This is a genomic window from Faecalibacillus faecis (genome assembly GCF_003024675.1).
GTDB classification, from domain to species: domain Bacteria; phylum Bacillota_I; class Bacilli_A; order Erysipelotrichales; family Coprobacillaceae; genus Faecalibacillus; species Faecalibacillus faecis.
Genome location: NZ_PYLP01000026.1, coordinates 1 through 20373 on the forward strand (window position 1 = coordinate 1; position 20373 = coordinate 20373).

26 protein-coding genes are annotated in these 20373 nt (G+C 28.8%); 3 read left to right on the plus strand and 23 right to left on the minus strand.

Going from position 1 to position 20373, the window contains the following annotated elements; genetic code table 11:
* The 10 genes from C7U55_RS12245 to C7U55_RS12290 form a co-directional block, all read right to left on the minus strand.
* Positions 1 to 296 (minus strand): pyridoxal-phosphate dependent enzyme (locus C7U55_RS12245; protein ID WP_146139611.1); only part of this gene is annotated, 296 nt, incomplete at its 3' end.
* A gap of 117 nt (positions 297 to 413) precedes the next feature.
* On the minus strand, positions 414 to 773 hold the full coding sequence (gene rplT, locus C7U55_RS12250; protein ID WP_022002087.1) for a 50S ribosomal protein L20: 360 nt from the start codon (positions 771 to 773) through the stop codon (positions 414 to 416).
* 34 nt (positions 774 to 807) lie between these two features.
* Entirely contained in the window at positions 808 to 1002 is a 195-nt protein-coding gene (gene rpmI, locus C7U55_RS12255) for a 50S ribosomal protein L35 (RefSeq protein ID WP_048924320.1), read from the minus strand.
* Between the two features lie 18 nt (positions 1003 to 1020).
* Positions 1021 to 1578, minus strand: coding sequence for a translation initiation factor IF-3 (gene infC / locus C7U55_RS12260; RefSeq protein ID WP_106988803.1), 558 nt, complete (start codon positions 1576 to 1578; stop codon positions 1021 to 1023).
* Positions 1579 to 1796: 218 nt separating this feature from the next.
* On the minus strand, positions 1797 to 2378 hold the full coding sequence (locus C7U55_RS12265) for a histidine phosphatase family protein (protein ID WP_106988804.1): 582 nt from the start codon (positions 2376 to 2378) through the stop codon (positions 1797 to 1799).
* A gap of 71 nt (positions 2379 to 2449) precedes the next feature.
* A complete protein-coding gene (clpB, locus tag C7U55_RS12270) occupies positions 2450 to 5017 on the minus strand; it encodes an ATP-dependent chaperone ClpB (RefSeq protein ID WP_106988805.1) in 2568 nt (855 codons plus the stop codon).
* 499 nt (positions 5018 to 5516) lie between these two features.
* Entirely contained in the window at positions 5517 to 5699 is a 183-nt protein-coding gene (locus tag C7U55_RS12275) for a hypothetical protein (RefSeq protein ID WP_048924316.1), read from the minus strand.
* A 178-nt stretch (positions 5700 to 5877) separates the two neighbouring features.
* Complete coding sequence (locus C7U55_RS12280; protein ID WP_106988806.1) at positions 5878 to 6465, minus strand: sensor domain-containing diguanylate cyclase; 588 nt, start codon at positions 6463 to 6465, stop codon at positions 5878 to 5880.
* A gap of 215 nt (positions 6466 to 6680) precedes the next feature.
* Entirely contained in the window at positions 6681 to 7031 is a 351-nt protein-coding gene (locus C7U55_RS12285) for a LytR/AlgR family response regulator transcription factor (RefSeq protein ID WP_162297455.1), read from the minus strand.
* Positions 7006 to 7407, minus strand: coding sequence for a LytR/AlgR family response regulator transcription factor (locus C7U55_RS12290; protein WP_106988808.1), 402 nt, complete (start codon positions 7405 to 7407; stop codon positions 7006 to 7008). The genes C7U55_RS12285 and C7U55_RS12290 overlap by 26 nt, the downstream gene beginning before the upstream one ends.
* A 149-nt stretch (positions 7408 to 7556) precedes the next feature.
* On the opposite strand from C7U55_RS12290, the gene C7U55_RS12295 reads away from it, so the two are divergent.
* Both C7U55_RS12295 and C7U55_RS12300 read left to right on the plus strand, forming a co-directional pair.
* A complete protein-coding gene (locus C7U55_RS12295; protein ID WP_106988809.1) occupies positions 7557 to 8720 on the plus strand; it encodes an FprA family A-type flavoprotein in 1164 nt (387 codons plus the stop codon).
* A 125-nt stretch (positions 8721 to 8845) separates the two neighbouring features.
* The gene (locus C7U55_RS12300; protein ID WP_106988810.1) at positions 8846 to 9382 is read left to right on the plus strand and encodes a hypothetical protein; all 537 of its coding nucleotides are present in this window, start codon (positions 8846 to 8848) and stop codon (positions 9380 to 9382) included.
* Between the two features lie 749 nt (positions 9383 to 10131).
* Here the strand turns inward: C7U55_RS12300 and C7U55_RS12310 are convergent.
* The 13 genes from C7U55_RS12310 to C7U55_RS12370 form a co-directional block, all read right to left on the minus strand.
* Positions 10132 to 10545, minus strand: a complete 414-nt coding sequence (locus tag C7U55_RS12310; protein WP_106988811.1) for a peptide deformylase — start codon at positions 10543 to 10545, stop codon at positions 10132 to 10134.
* Between the two features lie 3 nt (positions 10546 to 10548).
* A complete protein-coding gene (locus C7U55_RS12315) occupies positions 10549 to 11067 on the minus strand; it encodes a nitroreductase family protein (protein ID WP_106988812.1) in 519 nt (172 codons plus the stop codon).
* Entirely contained in the window at positions 11067 to 11354 is a 288-nt protein-coding gene (locus C7U55_RS12320; RefSeq protein WP_106988813.1) for a putative quinol monooxygenase, read from the minus strand. Before C7U55_RS12320 ends, C7U55_RS12315 begins: the two co-directional genes overlap by 1 nt.
* A gap of 128 nt (positions 11355 to 11482) precedes the next feature.
* Complete coding sequence (locus C7U55_RS12325) at positions 11483 to 11974, minus strand: HD domain-containing protein (RefSeq protein ID WP_106988814.1); 492 nt, start codon at positions 11972 to 11974, stop codon at positions 11483 to 11485.
* A complete protein-coding gene (locus C7U55_RS12330) occupies positions 11967 to 12365 on the minus strand; it encodes a C-GCAxxG-C-C family protein (RefSeq protein WP_106988815.1) in 399 nt (132 codons plus the stop codon). The genes C7U55_RS12325 and C7U55_RS12330 overlap by 8 nt, the downstream gene beginning before the upstream one ends.
* 44 nt (positions 12366 to 12409) lie before the next feature.
* The gene (locus C7U55_RS12335; RefSeq protein ID WP_106988816.1) at positions 12410 to 13018 is read right to left on the minus strand and encodes a helix-turn-helix domain-containing protein; all 609 of its coding nucleotides are present in this window, start codon (positions 13016 to 13018) and stop codon (positions 12410 to 12412) included.
* 76 nt (positions 13019 to 13094) lie between these two features.
* Positions 13095 to 14453: an MATE family efflux transporter gene (locus tag C7U55_RS12340; RefSeq protein WP_106988817.1), complete on the minus strand. Its 1359-nt coding sequence runs from the start codon at positions 14451 to 14453 to the stop codon at positions 13095 to 13097.
* 186 nt (positions 14454 to 14639) lie between these two features.
* The gene (locus tag C7U55_RS12345; RefSeq protein ID WP_106988818.1) at positions 14640 to 14888 is read right to left on the minus strand and encodes a helix-turn-helix transcriptional regulator; all 249 of its coding nucleotides are present in this window, start codon (positions 14886 to 14888) and stop codon (positions 14640 to 14642) included.
* Positions 14889 to 14987: 99 nt separating this feature from the next.
* Complete coding sequence (locus C7U55_RS12350) at positions 14988 to 16190, minus strand: class I SAM-dependent rRNA methyltransferase (protein ID WP_106988819.1); 1203 nt, start codon at positions 16188 to 16190, stop codon at positions 14988 to 14990.
* Positions 16191 to 16201: 11 nt separating this feature from the next.
* Entirely contained in the window at positions 16202 to 16849 is a 648-nt protein-coding gene (locus C7U55_RS12355; RefSeq protein ID WP_162297456.1) for a LiaF transmembrane domain-containing protein, read from the minus strand.
* Between the two features lie 70 nt (positions 16850 to 16919).
* Positions 16920 to 17192, minus strand: a complete 273-nt coding sequence (locus C7U55_RS12360; protein ID WP_158565596.1) for a DUF2624 family protein — start codon at positions 17190 to 17192, stop codon at positions 16920 to 16922.
* A 62-nt stretch (positions 17193 to 17254) separates the two neighbouring features.
* Positions 17255 to 17665, minus strand: coding sequence for a hypothetical protein (locus C7U55_RS12365; protein WP_106988822.1), 411 nt, complete (start codon positions 17663 to 17665; stop codon positions 17255 to 17257).
* The gene (locus C7U55_RS12370; RefSeq protein WP_106988823.1) at positions 17665 to 19152 is read right to left on the minus strand and encodes a Y-family DNA polymerase; all 1488 of its coding nucleotides are present in this window, start codon (positions 19150 to 19152) and stop codon (positions 17665 to 17667) included. The genes C7U55_RS12365 and C7U55_RS12370 overlap by 1 nt, the downstream gene beginning before the upstream one ends.
* Positions 19153 to 19344: 192 nt before the next feature.
* Here C7U55_RS12370 and C7U55_RS12375 point away from each other — a divergent pair, with 192 nt between their 5' ends.
* Entirely contained in the window at positions 19345 to 20025 is a 681-nt protein-coding gene (locus tag C7U55_RS12375) for a YjjG family noncanonical pyrimidine nucleotidase (RefSeq protein ID WP_106988824.1), read from the plus strand.
* The last annotated feature ends 348 nt before the right edge of the window (positions 20026 to 20373 follow it).

Genomic DNA, 20373 nt, shown 5'->3' on the forward strand with positions numbered 1-20373 from the left:
TCTGGCATAGTAATAATGATCTTTAGATTCAATGATGTCGCTACCGCTGAAAGTCCAATCCCTGTATTTCCACTTGTTGGTTCAATCAATGTTGTATTTTCATTGATCAATCCTTTTTCCATAGCATCTAGGATCATTTCTTTTGCAATTCTGTCTTTTACAGATCCTGCAGGATTGAAGTATTCTAGTTTTGCGAGTACATCTGCTTCTAATCCTTCTTTTTTAATTAAGTTATTTAATCTGACTAATGGTGTTTGACCTACAAGATCTAAAAAACCGTTTTTAATTTCGCTCATATTTTTTATTTCTCCTTATTCCTATAGTTTTACTATGATTTAAGGGTATACCTATTTCTTTTAAGTGTCAACAAATATGATAATAAAAAAAGACCAACCTATGTTGGTCCTGAATTATTAAGCATTTAAAGCTTTTTTAGCTGTTTCAACGATAGCTGTGAAACCTTCTGGATCGCAGATTGCGATTTCAGATAACATTTTTCTGTTGATTTCAACGTTAGCTAATTTTAAACCGTGCATTAATTTAGAATATGAGATATCATTCATTCTAGCTGCAGCGTTAATACGTGCAATCCATAATTTTCTCATATTTCTTTTTAAGTTTCTTCTGTCTCTATAAGCATATGCCATTGAGTGCATTACTTGTTCATGAGCAGTTTTATATAATTTATGTTTAGCTCCAAAATATCCTTTGGCTAATTTAATAACTTTTTTTCTTCTATGTCTAGTTGTATATCCACCTTTAACTCTTGCCATTGTGTATTCCTCCTGTTTTTATTTTTAACTAAAATTATTTAGGTAATCTTGATTTAATTCTCTTGTAATCTGAAGCACTTACTACTGTAGCTTTTGCTAAGTGTTTCTTTTGTTTATGAGTTTTATTGTGTGATAAGTGAGAAACGTAAGCATGGCTACGTTTTAATTTTCCACTACCTGTTCTTTTTAAACGTTTTTTTAATCCGCTATGTGTTTTAATTTTTGGCATAATTATTTCCTCCGCTAATTATTTTTTCTTTTTTGGTGCTAATATAGCTGTTAAAGTACGTCCTTCTAATTTAGCTGGTTTTTCAATTTGACCAACTTCTGCACATTCTTCAACAAAGTCATCAATAACTTTTTTACCCAAATCAACGTGTGCAAGTTGTCTTCCTCTAAAACGAATTGCAACTTTAACTTTGTTTCCTTCTTCTAACCATTTTAATGTTCTTTTTAATTTAACATTTTTATCATGAGTATCAATAGTTACTGATAATTGTGTTTCCTTTAAAGTTACGACTTTAGAGTTTTTCTTCATTTCTCTTGCTTTCTTTTGTTGTTCAAAACGATATTTACCAAAGTCCATGATACGACATACTGGTGGTTTCGCATTAGGTGCTACACAAACTAAATCTAAGTTTGCATCGTAAGCAATATTTAAAGCTTCTCTACTACTTTTAACCCCTAATTGATCTCCGTTTTGATCAATAACCAATACTTCCTTGAAACGAACTCTTTCGTTTACTAAATCATCAGGTTGTTTTGGTTTTCTGTTATCAAATCTGCTAATAAAAGCCACCTCCAATTATTTATAGTTGAAATAAAAAGTGAGCACACTGAGTACCCACATTGACATTAAGATCTAAATCTTAGTGACATTTGCCTATTGACAAAATCAATCAGGCGAGAAGTAGGCACTTCTTCTTTCCACTACTTTTTATTGCACGTAGATATTATCATTATATGCCTAGCATGTCAAGGAAATTCTTGTTAAATTTAGATGATTTTAACATCATTTTTTATTTATAGTCTTAAATATTTTTCTAGCTTATACTCATTATTCTTTTTACAAAGAATATAGGCACTTGCATTTCCTGGAAAAGCTATTTTTTCATCTTTTAAAAGTGTTTTGATGAGTGCATATAATGAACAACCATGACCCACTACAACAATACAATCTTCTTCATTACTTATTTTTTCTATTTCTTTTAGCACTTTTTGTTGTCTTATAATAACATCGTCTATATTTTCACCTTGATAGCTTGTATAATCCATTTCTAAGTCATCCAGCCAAGATGGTGATTCTAAATGAAGGGTATCAACAAAGGAACAAGGAAGTCCTTCAAGGACTCCAAAGTTTACTTCTTTTAGTCTTTCATCTTCATGTAAAAGAACATCATGTTCTTTTAAAATAATTTGGGCTGTTTGTTTTGCTCTTAATGTTGGTGAAGTATAGGCTTTTGTAATCTTTTCATCTTTTAAAAGTTGGGACATTTTTTCAATTTGTTGAATACCTTCTTTAGTAAGAGGTGAATCACACCATCCTTGTTTTAATCCTATTTCATTAAAATGAGTTTTCCCATGTCTTATAAAAATATATTTCATATAATTCCTCTTTTCATGCGTATTTTAACACAAATAAAAAGAAGTAGCTTTTTTATTGCTACTTCTTTACATTATTGTGCTTTTAAAACAAATCCATCTTGATAATCAACTTCTACATGTTGTCCTTGATGAACTGTTCCTTTAATAATTTCTTTAGCAAGTTTTGTTTCAATTTCAGATTGAATAAATCTCTTTAATGGTCTTGCCCCATAGATTGGATCAAAACCTTCTTCTTGAATCATTTGATAAGCTTGGTCTGTTAAAGAAATGGTAATCTTTTTATCTTGTAAACGATGAACTAATTGACCAATAAATTTATCAATGATTTTTCTTACTACAGAACCATCTAATGAATTGAACATAACAATTTCATCAATACGATTTAAAAATTCTGGTTTAAAGTGAGCTTTTAGTTCTTCTTTTACAAGTTTTCTGTTTTCTTCATTATTACCTTCTAATAAATATTGAGAACCAATATTACTTGTCATAATAATAATTGTATTTTTAAAGCTTACTGTATTTCCTTTACTATCTGTAATACGTCCATCATCTAAGACTTGAAGCAGGATATTGAATACATCAGGATGTGCTTTTTCAATTTCATCTAATAAAACAATACTATAAGGATGACGTCTTACTGCTTCTGTTAATTGTCCGCCTTCTTCATAGCCAACATATCCTGGTGGAGCCCCTACTAAACGCGAAACACTAAATTTTTCCATATATTCAGACATATCAATACGCACAATATTCTTTTCTGTATCAAACAATTGTTCAGCTAATGCTTTTGCCACTTCTGTTTTACCAACACCTGTTGGACCTAAGAATAAGAAGGAACCAATTGGTTTTTCTTCATCATTGATACCAGCTCGACTACGTAAGATGGCATCTGTCACTTTCGTAATAGCATCATCTTGTCCAATAACACGTACTTTTAATGTATCATCCAAAGCTAAAAGTTTTTCTCTTTCAGAAGCCATTAATTTATTCATTGGAATACCTGTCCATCTTGAAATAACTTCTGATACGTTATCAACTGTTACTTTTTCTTGAAGTAAAGCATCATCCGATTCTTTTGCTTCAAGTTCAGCAATTTCTTTTGTTATTTTAGGAATTTCACCATATTGAAGTTTAGAGGCTTCTTGTAAATTTCCTTCTTGCATATATTTATCTTGTAAAGCTACCAGTTTATTTTTTTGATTTTTTAATTCTTTAATATGATCTAATGAAGATTTTTCTTCTTTCCATTTAGCTTTTAAAGCTGTTTCTTGTTCAGTTAAAGAAGCAATACGTTCTTTAATATCATTTAAACGTTTTACATTATCTTCATTACTATCTTCTTTTTCAATCGAAATTCTTTCCATTTCTAATCGATTCTTTTCACGTGTAATACCATCTAATTCTTCAGGTAAAGAATCAATCTCCATACGAATCGAAGCACAAGCTTCATCAATCAAATCGATTGCTTTATCTGGTAAGAAACGATCGGTAATATATCTTTGTGATAAATTAACAGCCCCAATAATAGCACTATCATTGATTTTAACCCCATGGTGTCTTTCAAAAGAGTCTTTTAAACCACGTAAGATAGCAATACTATCATCAATTGTTGGTTCATCAACTTGTACCTTTTGGAAACGTCTTTCAAGAGCTGCATCTTTTTCAATATATTGTCTATATTCATCTAAAGTAGTTGCTCCAATACAATGAAGTTCACCACGAGCTAACATTGGTTTTAATAAGTTAGCGGCATCCATCGCACCATCTGTTTTTCCAGCACCTACTAATTGATGGATTTCATCAATAAATAAGATGATGTTCCCATTTGCTTTTTTAATTTCACCTAAAACTGCTTTTAATCTTTCTTCAAATTCACCACGATATTTTGCCCCAGCAACAAGTGAACCCAAATCAAGTTCATATAAAGTTTTATTTTGCAAAGAAATTGGTACATCATTTTTATAAATACGCCATGCTAATCCTTCAACGATGGCTGTTTTACCAACACCTGGTTCACCAATTAAAATTGGATTGTTTTTTGTTTTACGTGACAAGATTTGAATGACACGACGAATTTCATCATCACGGCCAATAACTGGATCTAATTTTCCATTTTCCACATCTTTTGTTAAGTCACGTCCATATTTTTCTAATACTTCATAAGTATTTTCTGGATTTGGATTATCTACCATATGATCACCCCGCATTTCTAAAATTACCTTTTTTGTATCCTTTTTATTCATACCTTCTTGGTTCAATAAATCTTTGACCCAATTTTCATTTATTTCAAATAATGCCATAATGACATGTTCTACTGACATATATTCATCTTTAAACGATGTCATTTGATTATTTGCTTTCGCAAGTAAATCATTTAAGCTATAGCTTATTCTCAGGCTATTGACATCAATATTTTCAAGTGTCGGTTTTTGTTGAAGCCTTTGTTCTAACACTTGAATAAAATGATTTTTATCTTTATTTAGCTTAGATAACACCCTTGGAAAAATACCACTACTATCATTCGATAAAACATACAATACATGTTCAATGTCAATTACTTGATGTTTATAACTTAGTGCTAATTGACTTGCTTTTTGAATTGCCTCTTGCATCTTGGCTGTAAATTTTTCGATATCCATGTTATCACTCTCCTTTAGCACTCCGTTATCCCTAGTGCTAATTTTATTATATTCATTTTTTTAGCACTGTCAACACTTAAGTGCTAAAAAATAAAAAAAGATATCCTCTTTAAAGGATTAAAATGGACCCTGTAAAACGGACACAAGAAAAAAAGTACTTTGGTACTTTAAAATTTTTACTTTTATTTATTATTACTATGCTTATTAGCTCTATTAGTTTCAAGAAATTTGTTTGATTTATTTCAATTGGCCATAGATTTTCTATTGCCGGTTTAAGTCTTGCCATGATTATTTTGTTTTGTCATGAACTAACACCACTTACTTTAATGATGGATATTCTTTTAACAATCTATGGTTGTCGTCTTGGCTTTTATTAGAATCTGTTGCTGATCTAACATAAAATGATTTTAAAAAAAACAGCCGAAACAATTATGTAATGTTAAGTTCTTTAGCCGTTCTTCCTCTTAAGACATATCCTTCACAACGACATTTTATATATTTACCATTTTTTTAAACGTGCATGATATGTTAAATCATGATATTCTTTCTTTCCGGAGAAAACTGCTTCAATATCTTCTTCGTATTCTTTACAATCATCTGGATGAATATATTCTTCACATATTTTACCTGCATCATACATATATTCATAAGGTAATTCAAAGTCTTTGACAGCTTGAACCATCTTGAAACATTTGTTTCCATATTACATATATAAGCATAGCAGTTGATTGATGTTTGAGAAAAAGCATCAAAAATACGACTATCTAAACCACTTTTATCAATATAATTACTGTATTTAGATCGTCTTTGATCAATATAATGTATCATTTTAAAATGATACATTTTTTTATCAGCAAGACTTAAATATTCATTAATTGTTTTGTTTTCTTTTTTATCAATATCCACACAACCAAAACTAAAATCACATGGATACGGTACTTTCTTTTCATTTCTTTTCTAAATTGTAAGCGTATTTCTAGTAGACGTTCCTCACATGTATATGCATCTTCTTTTTTTAATAAAATAAGTAGTTCGTCCCCACCAATTCTAAAAATCAATTCATCTTCTTTTAAATTCATTTTCAAGATTTGACATACTTCTTTAATATAGTGATTTCCTTCAGAATGACCATAATCATCATTTACATACTTCAAACCATCAATATCAATAAATACAACGGCACAAGGAATATCTTTATCCCAAAGCTTTTTAATCATTTGATTAAAAGCGCGTCGATTCGCAATTCCCGTTAAGACATCTGTATTACTGATATGTTCCATCTTTTCTCGATAATGGCTTAATTGATCAATCATTTCATTAAATGAATCAGAAAAGCGTCCTAAGCTTGAAACATGTTGTTTATAATCACCTGCCGCAACTCTTTGAGCAACCCATGATAAATGTTTTAAATTACTTTGAATGCTTTTAACAGAAGAATAAATTGACAAATTTGTTCTTTGAATTTTGACATATAATATAACTACAATTATAATCAAATTCTATTTATTACATCATTTTATAAATTTCAAAATTTCTCCAACTTAAAAAGCATTAAAATACATTTCTATTTTAATGTATCCTATTTTGGGTGACAATCCTCTTCCATAAAAGACTTTTCCACATGTTAAAAAGTACAATTGTTTTATTAACTAACAATTGTACCTTATAAATGATCATTCATTCTTTCTGCACTATAATACTTATGATATCTTTCAATAATTTCTTTTCGTCCTCTTACTCTAATTGGTATTCTTATATCATTACTAAGAATAAAATCTGTTTTTGCATCTTTTATATAATCCATATTAACAAGATAACTTTGGTAACAACGAATAAATCTTTTTGAATTAATCGTTTTTTCTAATTCACTCAACTTTTCTGTTGTTTGAATCACTCTACTATCTTTTAAATGAATATTTAATACATGTTTATCACTTTCAACATACATAATATCATTAATTTCAAGATACCGATGTTGTCTTTTAACTTTAACAGCAATTCTTTTTTTGAACACTTCTTTGTAATATTTCATCTAAAAGCAATGTTAATTTATTTGTATCATAAGGTTTTAACAAATATCCTGCTGCCTGTACTTCATAACTTTCTACCGCATAGTATGCATAAGCTGTAAGAAAGATGATTGGTGCTTTAAATTGAATATCTCTTAATTTTCTAGCTATCTTCATTCCATTTGTTCCATTCATAATGATATCTAGAAATAAGAGTTCTACTTCAATATATCCTTCTTCAATATCAGCTAATAAATTATCTCCTGATTCATATTCAAAGATTTTAAATTCTTCTTCATTGTTTTCAAAATATGTTTGTATAGCAACTTTTAAAAGCTGTCGATCCAATTTACTATCATCACAAATAGCTATTTTTCTCATAACATACTCCTTAATACTCTGATTTTATCGATAATAATATATCTCTCCTTTATTTTTGGCAAAAAATTTTTATAAAATATTATTTTCATACCACGAAAACAATATTTCATTAAGAAATTAGTGTTATAATGACTAAAAGGAGGATTTTTATGAATAATGTTATAATTAGTGATTCGATTAAATATATTGGGGTTGATGATACAACACTTGATCTTTTTGAAAGTCAATATATTGTACCTAATGGAGTTAGTTATAACTCTTATCTTATTTTAGATGAAAAGATTGCAGTTATGGATACAGTTGATGCAAGAAAGACAAAAGAATGGTTTGATAATTTAGATAAGGAATTAAAGGAACGTGTTCCTGATTATTTGATTGTTTCTCATTTAGAACCTGATCATTCCGCAAATATTCAATTATTTACAGAAAAGTATAAAGAAGCAAAACTTGTTTTAAGTGCCAAAGCAAAAGCGATGCTTCCTCAATTTTTTAATATTGAAGGATTAGATGAAAGATGTATTGTGGTTAAAGAAGGAGAAGAATTAGATTTAGGAAATCATCATTTGAAATTTATTATGGCACCGATGGTTCATTGGCCTGAAGTAATGATTGAATATGAAACCACTGAAAAAGTGTTATTCTCAGCTGATGGTTTTGGAAAATTTGGGGCTTTAGCACATGAAGAAGATTGGGCTTGTGAAGCAAGACGTTATTATTTTAATATTGTTGGTAAATATGGCGCTCCTGTACAAGCTTTATTAAAGAAAGCAAGTACTTTAGATATTGAAATGATTTGTCCTTTACATGGTCCTATTTTAAAAGATAATTTAGATTATTATCTTAATAAATATCAAATTTGGAGTAGCTATCAAAGTGAAGATGAAGGAGTTTTAGTAGCCAGTGCTTCTATTCATGGCAATACCAAAGAAGTCGCTTTAAAAATCGTTGATTTATTAAAAGAAAAAGGTGTTAAAGTTGCTTTTACTGATCTTACAAGAGATGATATGGCAGAAGCTGTTGAAGATGCCTTTAGATATTCTAAAATGATTTTAGCAGGGGCAACTTATGATGGTGGTGTCTTTGCGCCAATGGAAGATTTCTTACATAGATTACAACATAAAGGTTATCAAAATAAAAAAGTAGGTCTTATTGAAAATGGTTCTTGGGCACCACTAGCAAACAAAGTAATGAAAGACTTATTAAGTCCTATGAAAAACATCACAATTTGTGAAAATACAGTTACGATCAAATCAACCTATAAAGATGAAAATCTTGAAGCTATCAATAACCTTATTGAAGAAATAATAAAATAGTGTAAAACATATCTTTGATCAAAAATCACAGTTTATTCAAATCATTGGACTATCTGTCTAATGATTTTTTATATCTCATAAAATATAATTTAAGAGTAATATTTAGATTATAAGGAGAAAATGATATGGGACAATATTTCAAAGCGTATGTAGAAAATAGCGCATCAAAGAGTTTAGGAAAAATGATGGAATTTGGATATATGCATCAATCTTATGTTGCTACGATTTGTACAATGATTTACCAAAATCCACAAATTGTTGCCTTCGTAGGTGATTATGCTTCAGGTAATAAAGCATATGATGTTGCATGGAATCAAGGCAATGAGGAATTAGATATGAATATTAATTTAATAGAAGATATTAATAAAATGTATTTGGTTAATCATTCAAAAAAAGAATACGTTTATTTAAAAGATTATTATGAGTTAAATAATGATGTTAAGCATAACAGATGTATGCATCCATTAGCTTTGCTCGCAAGTATAGGAAATGATGAAAATAGTGGGGGTAATTACCCTCTATGGTTTACAAGTGAAGAAAACTCAAAACTGGTAGGTTCTTGGGCATTAGACCATATAAGTATCGAAAAACAAAAAAATGATTTTATATCTGCAAAATATAATGAACTAGCTCCAAGATTTCCTCTTTTATTCGACAATTAATAAGATTAAATATTATAAAATACTTTAGAATAAAATAATTTGAGTAAATTCATTAATCATGGATAGATAATAAGATATTAATTAAAAAACAGTTCATTTTAGAATATTATTTTTTTTAAAATAAACATTATAAAACCATGAAGTATTTCATTTTATAAAGTAACTAAAAATTGTGTGGATTTCTTAGGCAATGAATAAGCCAGGGGTATTTCCCTGGATTTTACTTTTGGCTGTTAATTTTTTTGAGGTATTATCTTGGTATCTATTTTTTTTATTTCCATAAATCCTTTATCATACCCTTAAGGTCAAAGAATTTACAGAAAGAAAAAAGATAGGCATCAAAGTTTGTCTACCGCAACGCTTATCCCAAAATATGGGAATAGATTGATAAATTTTATTTTGCTCTTTTTTTAAAACAAAAGAGATGTAAAAGCAAAATCAATAAATTCTTCTTTATATTATTTTTTAAATCTATAATAACTAAATTCCCTTTCCTGTGAAAAATCATATTCTAACATAGCTCTTAATTCCGAGGCACTTCCATACATGACAGTTGCACCATCTAATACATATTCTTTTTTCGTTATATTATAATTTCGAATTTGTCCTGCATATTTATAAATTCCTTTAATATGTTCTTTATATTAAATAGTATAATGTATTTCTAAAACGATTAGATATTACTATTATATCATACATTCATTTTTTCTACACTTGATATAAAAAGATCACACCTAAAAGATGTGATCTTAAATAATTTTACCTTCAAAATGATCAAGTTCATGTTGAATGATTTGTGCTGTATAGCCTTTGAAGGTTTTAATTTTCTTTTTAAAATTTATATCTAAATAACTCACTTTAATACTTTCATATCTTTGTGTTTTTCTTACACCTTGTAAAGAAAGACATCCTTCTTCTGCAATATAAATTTTATTACTTGTTTTTAAAATAACAGGATTAATTAAAATTAGATAATCATCTTCGTCTAAAACAACCATCATTGTTTTTTGATAGCCAATCATATTTGCGGCCATGCCAACACATTGATCTTTATATGCTTGAATAGTTTCTAAGAGTTCTTGGGCAATATAGGTATCTTCTTTTGTACATTCTTTTGATTTTTGTTTTAAAAAGAATTCATCTTTAATTATTTCTTTAATCATTTTTTACCACTTATTATAATGAACCACTGATTCATCATAATATTCTTCCTTTTCTTTCACTTCTTCTGGATATCCAAAAGCAATAATGGAATGTGGAATTTGATCCTTAGGTAAATCAAAAAGTTTTCTTTGTTCAAAGACACGATCCATTTGTGGCCATGTGCCAAGCCAAACACTACCAATGCCTAAAGACCAAGCTGCTAAAATCATATTTTGTCCAGCAATTGAACTATCGACTACATAGTAATCTTTTGCATATTGAAAAGCTTTTGAATAATCTCCACAAATCAATACCGCAAAAGCACAACCAAGTAATGGTCTTGCAGGTGCACCGTTTGCTTCATACATTTTCTTTAAAACTTTTTGATCATCAACGACAATAAAAGACCAATCTTTTGAATTGACACACGTTGGTCCAGACATTCCTGCTTTTAGGATTGTTTTTATATGTTCTTGATTAACTTTTTTAGCTTTAAATTTTCTAACACTGCTTCTTGAAAAGATTGTTTCTAATGTATTCATTATTGGACCTCTTTATATTTAACCGCTCTTGATGGTTTTGATGTAAAGCTTTTGATTTGTGGAACAATCGTTGTAAAATGTTTTGTTTGATTGTGTAAATCAATAGCTTCTTGATTTTGCCATTCTTCGACAAAGGTATAATGTGAAGGATCTTGAATGTCTTGATATAAATGATATGAAATGTTTCCTGCTTCTTCTCTACTTAAAATAATGAGTTCTTTAGTAAGTTTTAAAAATTCTTTTTGATGTTCTTCTTTAATATAATTTTCTGCAACAATTTTTATCATAATAAGCCTCCGTTAGTTGATATATCAACAATATCTTAAATAAATTTATTTGTCAAATGAAAAAGAAGAAGTGTAACTTATATCACACTTCTTCATGCCCCTGCCAAGGATTTTCATTATATCATATTTTAGAGTTCATAAATATGATTTAGTAATTCTTTTCCTGTTTTTGTTTTAAAAACATTTATTTTCATTTTTTCAATAGCTTCCTTTTTTAAGTTTGATTCATCCGCATTTACTAAAAAATCAGCTTCTAATAATATTTGATAATCCAACCCATTAACATCTTGATACGTATGATGATGTCCTACAAGATAACAAACGCGTTCTACAAAAGCATGATCTAAAGGAAAACCTTTTAATACTTCTTTAACAAGCGCTGGTCCTTCTTTTTCTTGTAGATTTCCTGCACAATGTCCATATTTTTCTCGACACATTGGACAAGCAATATCATGCACAATCGCCGCTACTTCTAAAATATCTTGTTCTCTTTTTTCTAAATGTTCTAATCGTCCGATAAGACGTGCATATTGATGTACTTTTAAAAAGTGTGCCACATCATGTTTGATTTTATTTCCTTTTGTATAAAGGATCATTGCTTTTTCAATTTCTTCAATCATTTTCTTCCTCCATTTGATCTATTAATTCGATTACTTCTTGAATCATGGCATCGCAATGGGGTTTCTTTTGACCTCCCTTTTTGGCATTTTCTTTTAGTAAATCTGTACAATTAACAAGTCCTTTATGATTATTCGAAATCGTCTTTATAAAATGATTTACTTTTGCAGGTGAATCAATTCCTTTAGCGCCTAATACCATTAATCCGCTAGTAATTGCTCCACAGACACTTCCACATTTCATACCACCACCAAAGTTACATCCTAAGCGATTGGCAAGTTCTTTGTTGATTCCTAAATCATTGGCATAAACTTCCATAATTGTTTGGGCACAATTGTGAACCATCGGTGTGGCATTTCTTAATTCTTTTGCTTTTTCTACATGTTTATTCATATTTCAAATTCCTTTTCTTTTTATATTTCTATTATAGCGAATTTCTATTTTGAATAAATCTTTTTTTGCCAACTTCTTTTTTGACAATGAGGACATTTCATATAACGTGTTCTACCTATGTGCATAGCAAAATAAACTTGGCGATAACTTGGAATATATTTATGATGACATTTTTGACATTCATAATACCCTTCTTCTGTTTCTATTTTTAAAGCAATCGAAACACCTGTGATTAAAAATAAGAAAGCAAAAATAAATAATAAAATTTTTATTCCTCCATTTTCTACAAAATAAACAGACATAAAAATTAAGATTGCAAAGATTATTGTTGAACCTATACCTATCACATTTTCATAAAAAAACATTTTCTTTGTTTGTTTAACTTCTTGCTTTGCCATAATCAACAAATTATCTTCTGCTTTTTGTTGGTACTTTGTTTCTTCTATAAATTCTCCTGTTAAAAGTTCATTGACTGAAATATCAAGCAATCTACACAATTCCAACATATAAACTGGATCAGGTAATCCTTTGCCTCTTTCCCATTTAGATACGGCTCGATCAGTTATCCCTAAATAACTTGCAAGCTTAGCTTGTGTTAGCTTTTTTTCTTTTCTTCTTCTAGCAATAAATGCACCTATTTTTTCTTGATTCATAATTTTCACCTCACTTGCATTCTATGTACTTTTTCTTTAAAAGTAAACAAACGTATCGTAGATTAAAAAAGCAGCATTAATTTGCTGCTTGATGAGCATAGACTTTTGGTCGTACATGAATAAAATAAACAAGTGCTAACGCTACTACTGTAACAAACCAACTGATTGGATAAATGATTAATAAATTATCATATGAAGCAATTGATGGATAAATTGTATATAAGTAAGCAAGTCTGACTCCACAAATTCCTGCTACACAAATTCCAGCAGGAACACTTGAATAACCAACACCTCTCATGACACTTGAAAAAACTTCAATAGACATATTAAGGAATTGGAATGGTAAAATGATTTTCATTCTTGTATAAGCTAAGCTTGCAACAGAAACATCTGATGTAAAGAAACTAATAAAGAAATGATCAAAGATTACAAATAACATACAAGCAACCATTGTTGTTACCCCACCTAATAGGAAAGATTGAAGTGTAATTTTTTTACAACGATCGTATTTTTTAGCACTATAGTTTTGTCCAATGAAAGTAACTGCTGCTTGTGCAAATGAACTTAAGATATAATATGCAAAGTACTCATAATTTAATGCAGCTGAACTTGCAGCAATAGCATCTGAACCTAAAGCATTTAATGATGATTGAATACAGACATTCGAAATAGAAAAGACCATGCCTTGTAAACCAGCAGGTACCCCAATTTTTGCAATTCTTTTTAAGATTCGATCATTGATTTTTAATTGTTTTAAATCAATTCTTAAAGCATCTGTTTCATGCATTAACCAATAAAGTAACATCATTGAACTAAATACATTAGAAATAACTGTACCAATAGCAACCCCTTCTACTGACATATGTAAGACAACAACAAAGAATAAATTTAAAATAACATTAATCACTCCACCAATAAATAAAGCGATTAAAGGTCTTTGTGTATCACCTTTACTTCTTAAAATAGCAGCAGCAAAGTTATAAAGCATAACAAAAGGAACCCCTAAGAAATAAATTTTTAAATAAATTTCTGCAAGATTAATAATATCTTCTGGTGTTGACATTAACTCTAAAATTGGTCTTGCAAAAAAGAATCCAACAAATAATAAGACTATTCCAATAATTACCGACATCGTAACTGAAGTATGTGCAGCAAGTGATGTTCTTTTTTCATCGTTTTGTCCAATGAATGAGGCAATGACAACATTGGCTCCTACTGATAATCCTACAAAAGAGTTTACCAATAAGTTAATAATTGGACCATTGGCTCCAACGGCAGCTAAGGCCCCACTTCCAGCAAAGCTTCCTACAACAGCAACATCCGCTGCGTTGAATAATTGTTGTAAAATACTACTTGCGGCTAAAGGAAGTGCAAAAAGTATAAGCTTGTTCCAAATGGAACCATTTAACATATCAAATGTTTTCTTTTTTTTCATATTATCCCTCCACTATGTGTTATTTTATTTCTTTTTTTAGTTTATGTACAATAATAATATTGCAATCTACTATATCTCAAACGTATAGTGTTATTTTAACTTCTTTATTTATTTTATTCCAATACTTATCTTGTTTAATTAATGATGCTTAGAAAGCATATTTTGGCAAAGAAAAAAGAAATGAAATCATTTCTTTGTCATACGATATTGCTTTTCTAAAGTAAGCCAACGTGATGCTTCTACATGAAAAAAGGCTTCTAATTTTTTAGCAATTCCTTCTGTAAGTTCACATTCACCTAAAATAAGTTGTGTAACTTCGTCTAAATTCATATCCATCTTTTGTGCAAAATCGTTATAAGAAATATTTAATGTTGTTAAGATATCTCTTATATAATAACCAGGGGCATAAGCCACCGCATTTGTACTTTTATCCATTTTTTTCACCCAATTTTTATTATATTCTTTCTCTAAATTTGTTGCAATAAATTATTTCCTTGGAAATAATTTAGAAAAGAGTTAGAAAAGCTCTAACTCTTAAATAATTTGGAAAATATAGAATTTTAAATAAGATGTTTCTTCCATTGTCCAAAGAATAGGATGATCTGCGTTTTGTTGTGTTACGGAAACTTGTTTTAAAATAACGCCGGCTTCACTTGCTGCTTCTCTAAGCATTTTTTCAAAGTTTGCTGTTTCCATAAAACGTGAACAACTACATGAAATTAAATAACCACCATTCTTTAATACCTTCATCGTTTGTTTATTAATTCTTTTATAACCATTATAAGCTTTTTGTACCGTTCTTCTTGATTTCGTAAATGCTGGTGGATCTAAAACAATAATATCAAATTCATTTTCTTTTAATTCATCAAGATAATCAAAAACATCTGCTTGTACAAATTCAATCTTATCTTCTAAATGATTAAGCTTAGCATTTTGATATCCTTGATCAAGAGCTGTTTTAGAAACGTCAACAGAAACAACATGTTTGGCATTTCCCATAGCTGCATTTAAAGCAAAACCACCTGTATGACTAAAGCAATCAACGACACGTTTTCCATGAGCTATTTTTCTAAGTAAATAACGATTTGATTTTTGATCAAGGAAATATCCTGTTTTTTGTCCATTTTCTACATCTACATTTAATAAAAGTCCATTTTCATTAATTATTGTCTTCGTTGGTAAATTTTTATTTTTGTAATAACCTTTATATTGTTCCAAACCTTCCTTGCTTCTTATTTGAATATCGTTTCTTTCATAAATTCCTTGAACATCTTGTCCATCTTTTCTAAGAACATCTAAAACTATTTCATAAATCATATCTTTTATTTGTTCAAGCCCATATGAACTTATTTGACTGACAAGAATTTCATTATAACGATCAATTACTAATCCTGGTAATAAATCTGCTTCTCCAAAAATAAGACGACAATTTGTTAGATTATCTCCCTCTACTGTTTTTCTAAAATCATAAGCTTGTTGAATTCTCTTTTTAAAAAAAGTTCGATCAATAATTTCATTACGATTTTTAGATAAAATACGAACTGTAATATGGCTTTTTAATGAAATAAAGCCTGTCCCTAAATAACGACCTGTATTTGTCACAATATCGACAAGTTCACCATTTTTGATATTTGGATCACACTTTTCTAGATTGTTTCTATACATCCACATTTGACCTTTATCAAGCCAAGTTACACCTTCATTTGAAATAATAATTTCTGGATAATTTCTTTTCATTCTTTTACTCCTTATCTAATATTAATTCCACCAAAAACACAATGTGCTTTTAAAATAACTATTTTTGTATTACTTTCTTTATTTGTCCTTTGATGACGATCCACACCACCAAAAAAACTTGAAGATTCTATTTGAAGATCGACGTCTTCAGGCAAATAGAGATCAACCCCTGCAAATAGTACAGAAACATTGATCATTGTTTCACTTTCAAAATTTGCTTTTCGTAAATCAAGTGTCATTCCACCAAAAGACACATCATAATTTCCACCAGCATATGTTTGATAATCAAAATTGTATTTTTTATTTGAAAAAGTATTCGTTGCTTCAGTAGATGAATTATTTTTAGAAAAAGAATTTTTAAAAAGTATTTGAATACCAAGAATTATAAGAACAAGTGGTAAAAATAGTTTCCAAAGGAAATGAAAACTTATAATTCCCTGACATGATAATAATAGATAAACACCTATAAATAACCCAATGAGACTTGCTGTTTTATCACGCTCTGTAAATATTCCACATAAAGATGGAATAATTATAAAAAGTGTCCACCATCCTTCAAAAAATAAATTAATATGTGTTATATGAAAAGCATTTAATCCTAAAATAGTTCCTACAATGATTAAAAGGATTCCAATGATGCTATTTTGAAATTTTTTCATTTTTAATCTCCTCATTAATTTTCATCATTATAGCATAAATCAACATAACAAAAATAGCACTTTCGTGCTATTAATGAAGTAATTCAATATCATGAATGAAGTCATGTTTTAAGACATCTTTAAATTCATCAGATATTTCTTTTGAAGTCTCTTTTTTTAATTCAATAAGAAATATTATTTGATATTCTTCGATTAGGATTGATGAAGGATTATTCTTCATCAACTGTAAAGCAATAGACAAATTTTCATCATTGATTTTACAATTATGTGCTTTACAAATTGTCTCTAACTCCTTCCTTGTCATGGTTTGTAACTTATGATTTAATGCATTCATATCCTTCATATTCACCCCTTCTTTCTTTATAAACATTATACTCTTACAACAAAAAGAGTGCAATCAAGACACTATTTTTCTTCTAAATCGTAAATATCTTCAATAGCAATAATTTGTTGATTATTTAATATCACCGTTTTATAAAGTTCATCAATTCTTTTTACACTTTGCATAATAGAAAGATAACAACCCTCTGTTTTTGTTTCATCCTTTTTAAAATACGTTATTTTAATCATTTCTTGTGTTTTTAAAAAATGTTTTAATTTTTGATCAAGTAACATTCTTTTATTTTCATCGATTATTCTTTTTTCTTCTGTTAAGCGTTCTGTATCATGAATAATATCTTTATATCCTGTTAAGGCAGCAAAGGGAGCAAACTGTGCAGCACGATTCTTTCGTTTCATCTGTTTATACTTTGTTGATTTTTTATAAGAAGTTTCTATGATATCTGTATAGTCATGAATATTTTTAATTGTCGCCATTATGCTTTATGTCCTCCTATAATTTCATTTCTTTCTTTAGTTGTTGCTCCTTCTTCAAGATTCATTCCTTTTAAAATTGCATTTTTACCATACTTTTGTTTAATTTGAATTGTTGCCTTTTGTAGTCTTTTTTCTTTTTCTAATGCTTGTTTTTCTTTTTGTGTTTTAGATTTAATATCTTTATTATTTGTGAATAAATCAAGCTGTTCATGATAAATCATATCTTTTGCATCTTCTTCATAAATAACATTACATGCGGTAATGTTGATTCTTTTTACAAGAAGTTTTTTGTTTACAAGCACATCAATTTTTTTCATAACTTCTTTTGTGATTAATTTTGAAGAAGAAGTATAACGATCTATGTGAATTGTTCCATGAGCATGTTTAGGAATTTTCCGATTATAACGATCAATCATCATTTCTCCATCATAATCATTATCTTTATCATAACCTATTGTAAGAACGATTTGATTTGTCACAAGAGATTTTCCAACCAAATCAAGTGCTAATAAATCCAACATTTCTTTTACAATTAATTTTGTTTTTTCAAAGTTATAGGGACAACTTAAAACTTGACCTGTACCGATACTATTTCTTTCAGGTTTATATCGTTTGATATCTTGCATGGTGCACGGTTCATAGCCCCAAGCATGGTCTATGAGTAATTCAGCATTTACGCCAAATAAATCATACAAAAGCTTTTCATTATAGTATTCATCATCTGCACCTACGGAACATTTTGCGATGTCTCCCATGGTATAAAGACCTTCTTTTTCCAGTTTCTTAGCATAACCTTTTCCAACGCGCCAAAAATCTGTAATGGGTTTATGATTCCAAAGAAACTGACGATATCTCTTTTCATCTAATAAAGCAATTCTTAAATCATTTTTCTCTGAATTAATATGTTTTGCACCAATATCCATGGCTATTTTACTTAAATAAAGATTTGTGCCAATTCCAGCAGTTGCCGTTAATCCCGTTGAATGATAAATATCCTTTAGAATTTGCGCGGCAAATTCTTTTGGAGTCATTTTAGAAGTAGATAAATATTTTGTAATATCCATAAATACTTCATCAATGGAATAAACATGGATGTCTTCTGGAGACACATATTTTAAATATATTTTATATATTTTTTTACTCCATTCCATGTAATGAGACATTCTTGGTGTAGCAATAATATAACTAATTTTTAAATGTTCATCTTTTTTTAAGTCACTTTCTAGAAATGACTCATTTCTAAAATATCGACTCGTTTTTAATCTTTGATTATTTACTTGTTTCAATTTTTGTACCACTTCAAACAAACGTGCTCTACCGGAAATTCCATATTTCTTTAAGGAAGGAGAAACAGCAAGACATATTGTTTTTTCAGTACGTGAAGCATCAGCAACAACAAGATGCGTATCTAAAGGATCTAAGTTTCTTTCAATACATTCAACAGATGCATAAAATGATTTTAAATCAACTGCGAGATAAATGCCCATTTCTTTTCTCCTTTCTCGTATACAAATAATAATGTATCGTTTTAAATATATTACGTAAAACAGGTGAAGAAATCTATATTTAATAGAAATATTTTTTCATAATTAGTATTAAACAGTTATTTATTGGTGTATTCTCATTTTTATTTATTTTTTTTAATTTTTATATATAATGGTTAACTAGGAGGAAATTTAATGAAAGAATATAATACTCTTCTATTTGATATAGATGGAACTTTACTGGATTTTAAAAAAGCAGAAGATTATGCACTGCACAAAACATTTATAGATCATCAATTGGAATTAACAGATGAGATATTTGAAATATATGAGACTATTAATAAGAAATTATGGAAAAATTTTGAGCTTGGTCTTATTGATAAAAATACTGTCGTTTATACACGTTTTGTTAAATTATTTGAACAACTAAAAATTAATGAAGATGGTGTGGCATTTGAGGATGAATACCAAAAAAACTTAGGAGATGGTGCTTATCTAATAGAATATGCTTTAGAAATTTTAAATGAACTATATAAAGAATATGATCTTTATGTAGTAACAAATGGTGTAGCAAGGACGCAATACAATCGTTTAGATTTATTAGATTTAAGAAAGTATTTTAAAAAGATTTTTATTTCAGAAGAAATTGGTTATCAAAAACCAAAAATAGAGTTCTTTGATTTTTGTTTTAAACATATAAAAAATTTTGATAAAGGAAAAACATTAATTATTGGAGATTCATTATCAAGTGACATGCAAGGCGGAATCAATGCAAAGATTGACACATGTTGGTATAATCCAGATTACTTAAAAACAGATATGAATCTTAATTATATTATTCATAATCTTAAAGATTTAGAAAAAATATTAAAATAAAGAGTAAAACCACCTGGCAAGAAAGTCAGGTGGTTTTAATAAAGTAAAGGGGTTTGTCAAGAAAAGTGTGTAAGTAATTTAAACATTACTAAAAAATAGGTTATTCAAGTTTGTGATTATTTCTTGTAGTGTCACTAAAAGAACTTGTATTTAATAAGCAGCAGTGTTAAAACTTATCTTTAATACTGCTGCTTTTTGAGTATATAAAAGGTTATGCAATATATGAACAATTGCATCCTTCTTGGTTAAGATTGGCTACTTAAATATTGATTGATTCTAGTTGTAAAATGATCATCTATCATCAATTGATTTAATACCATTGACCAATTCCTAATATGACCATTTTCC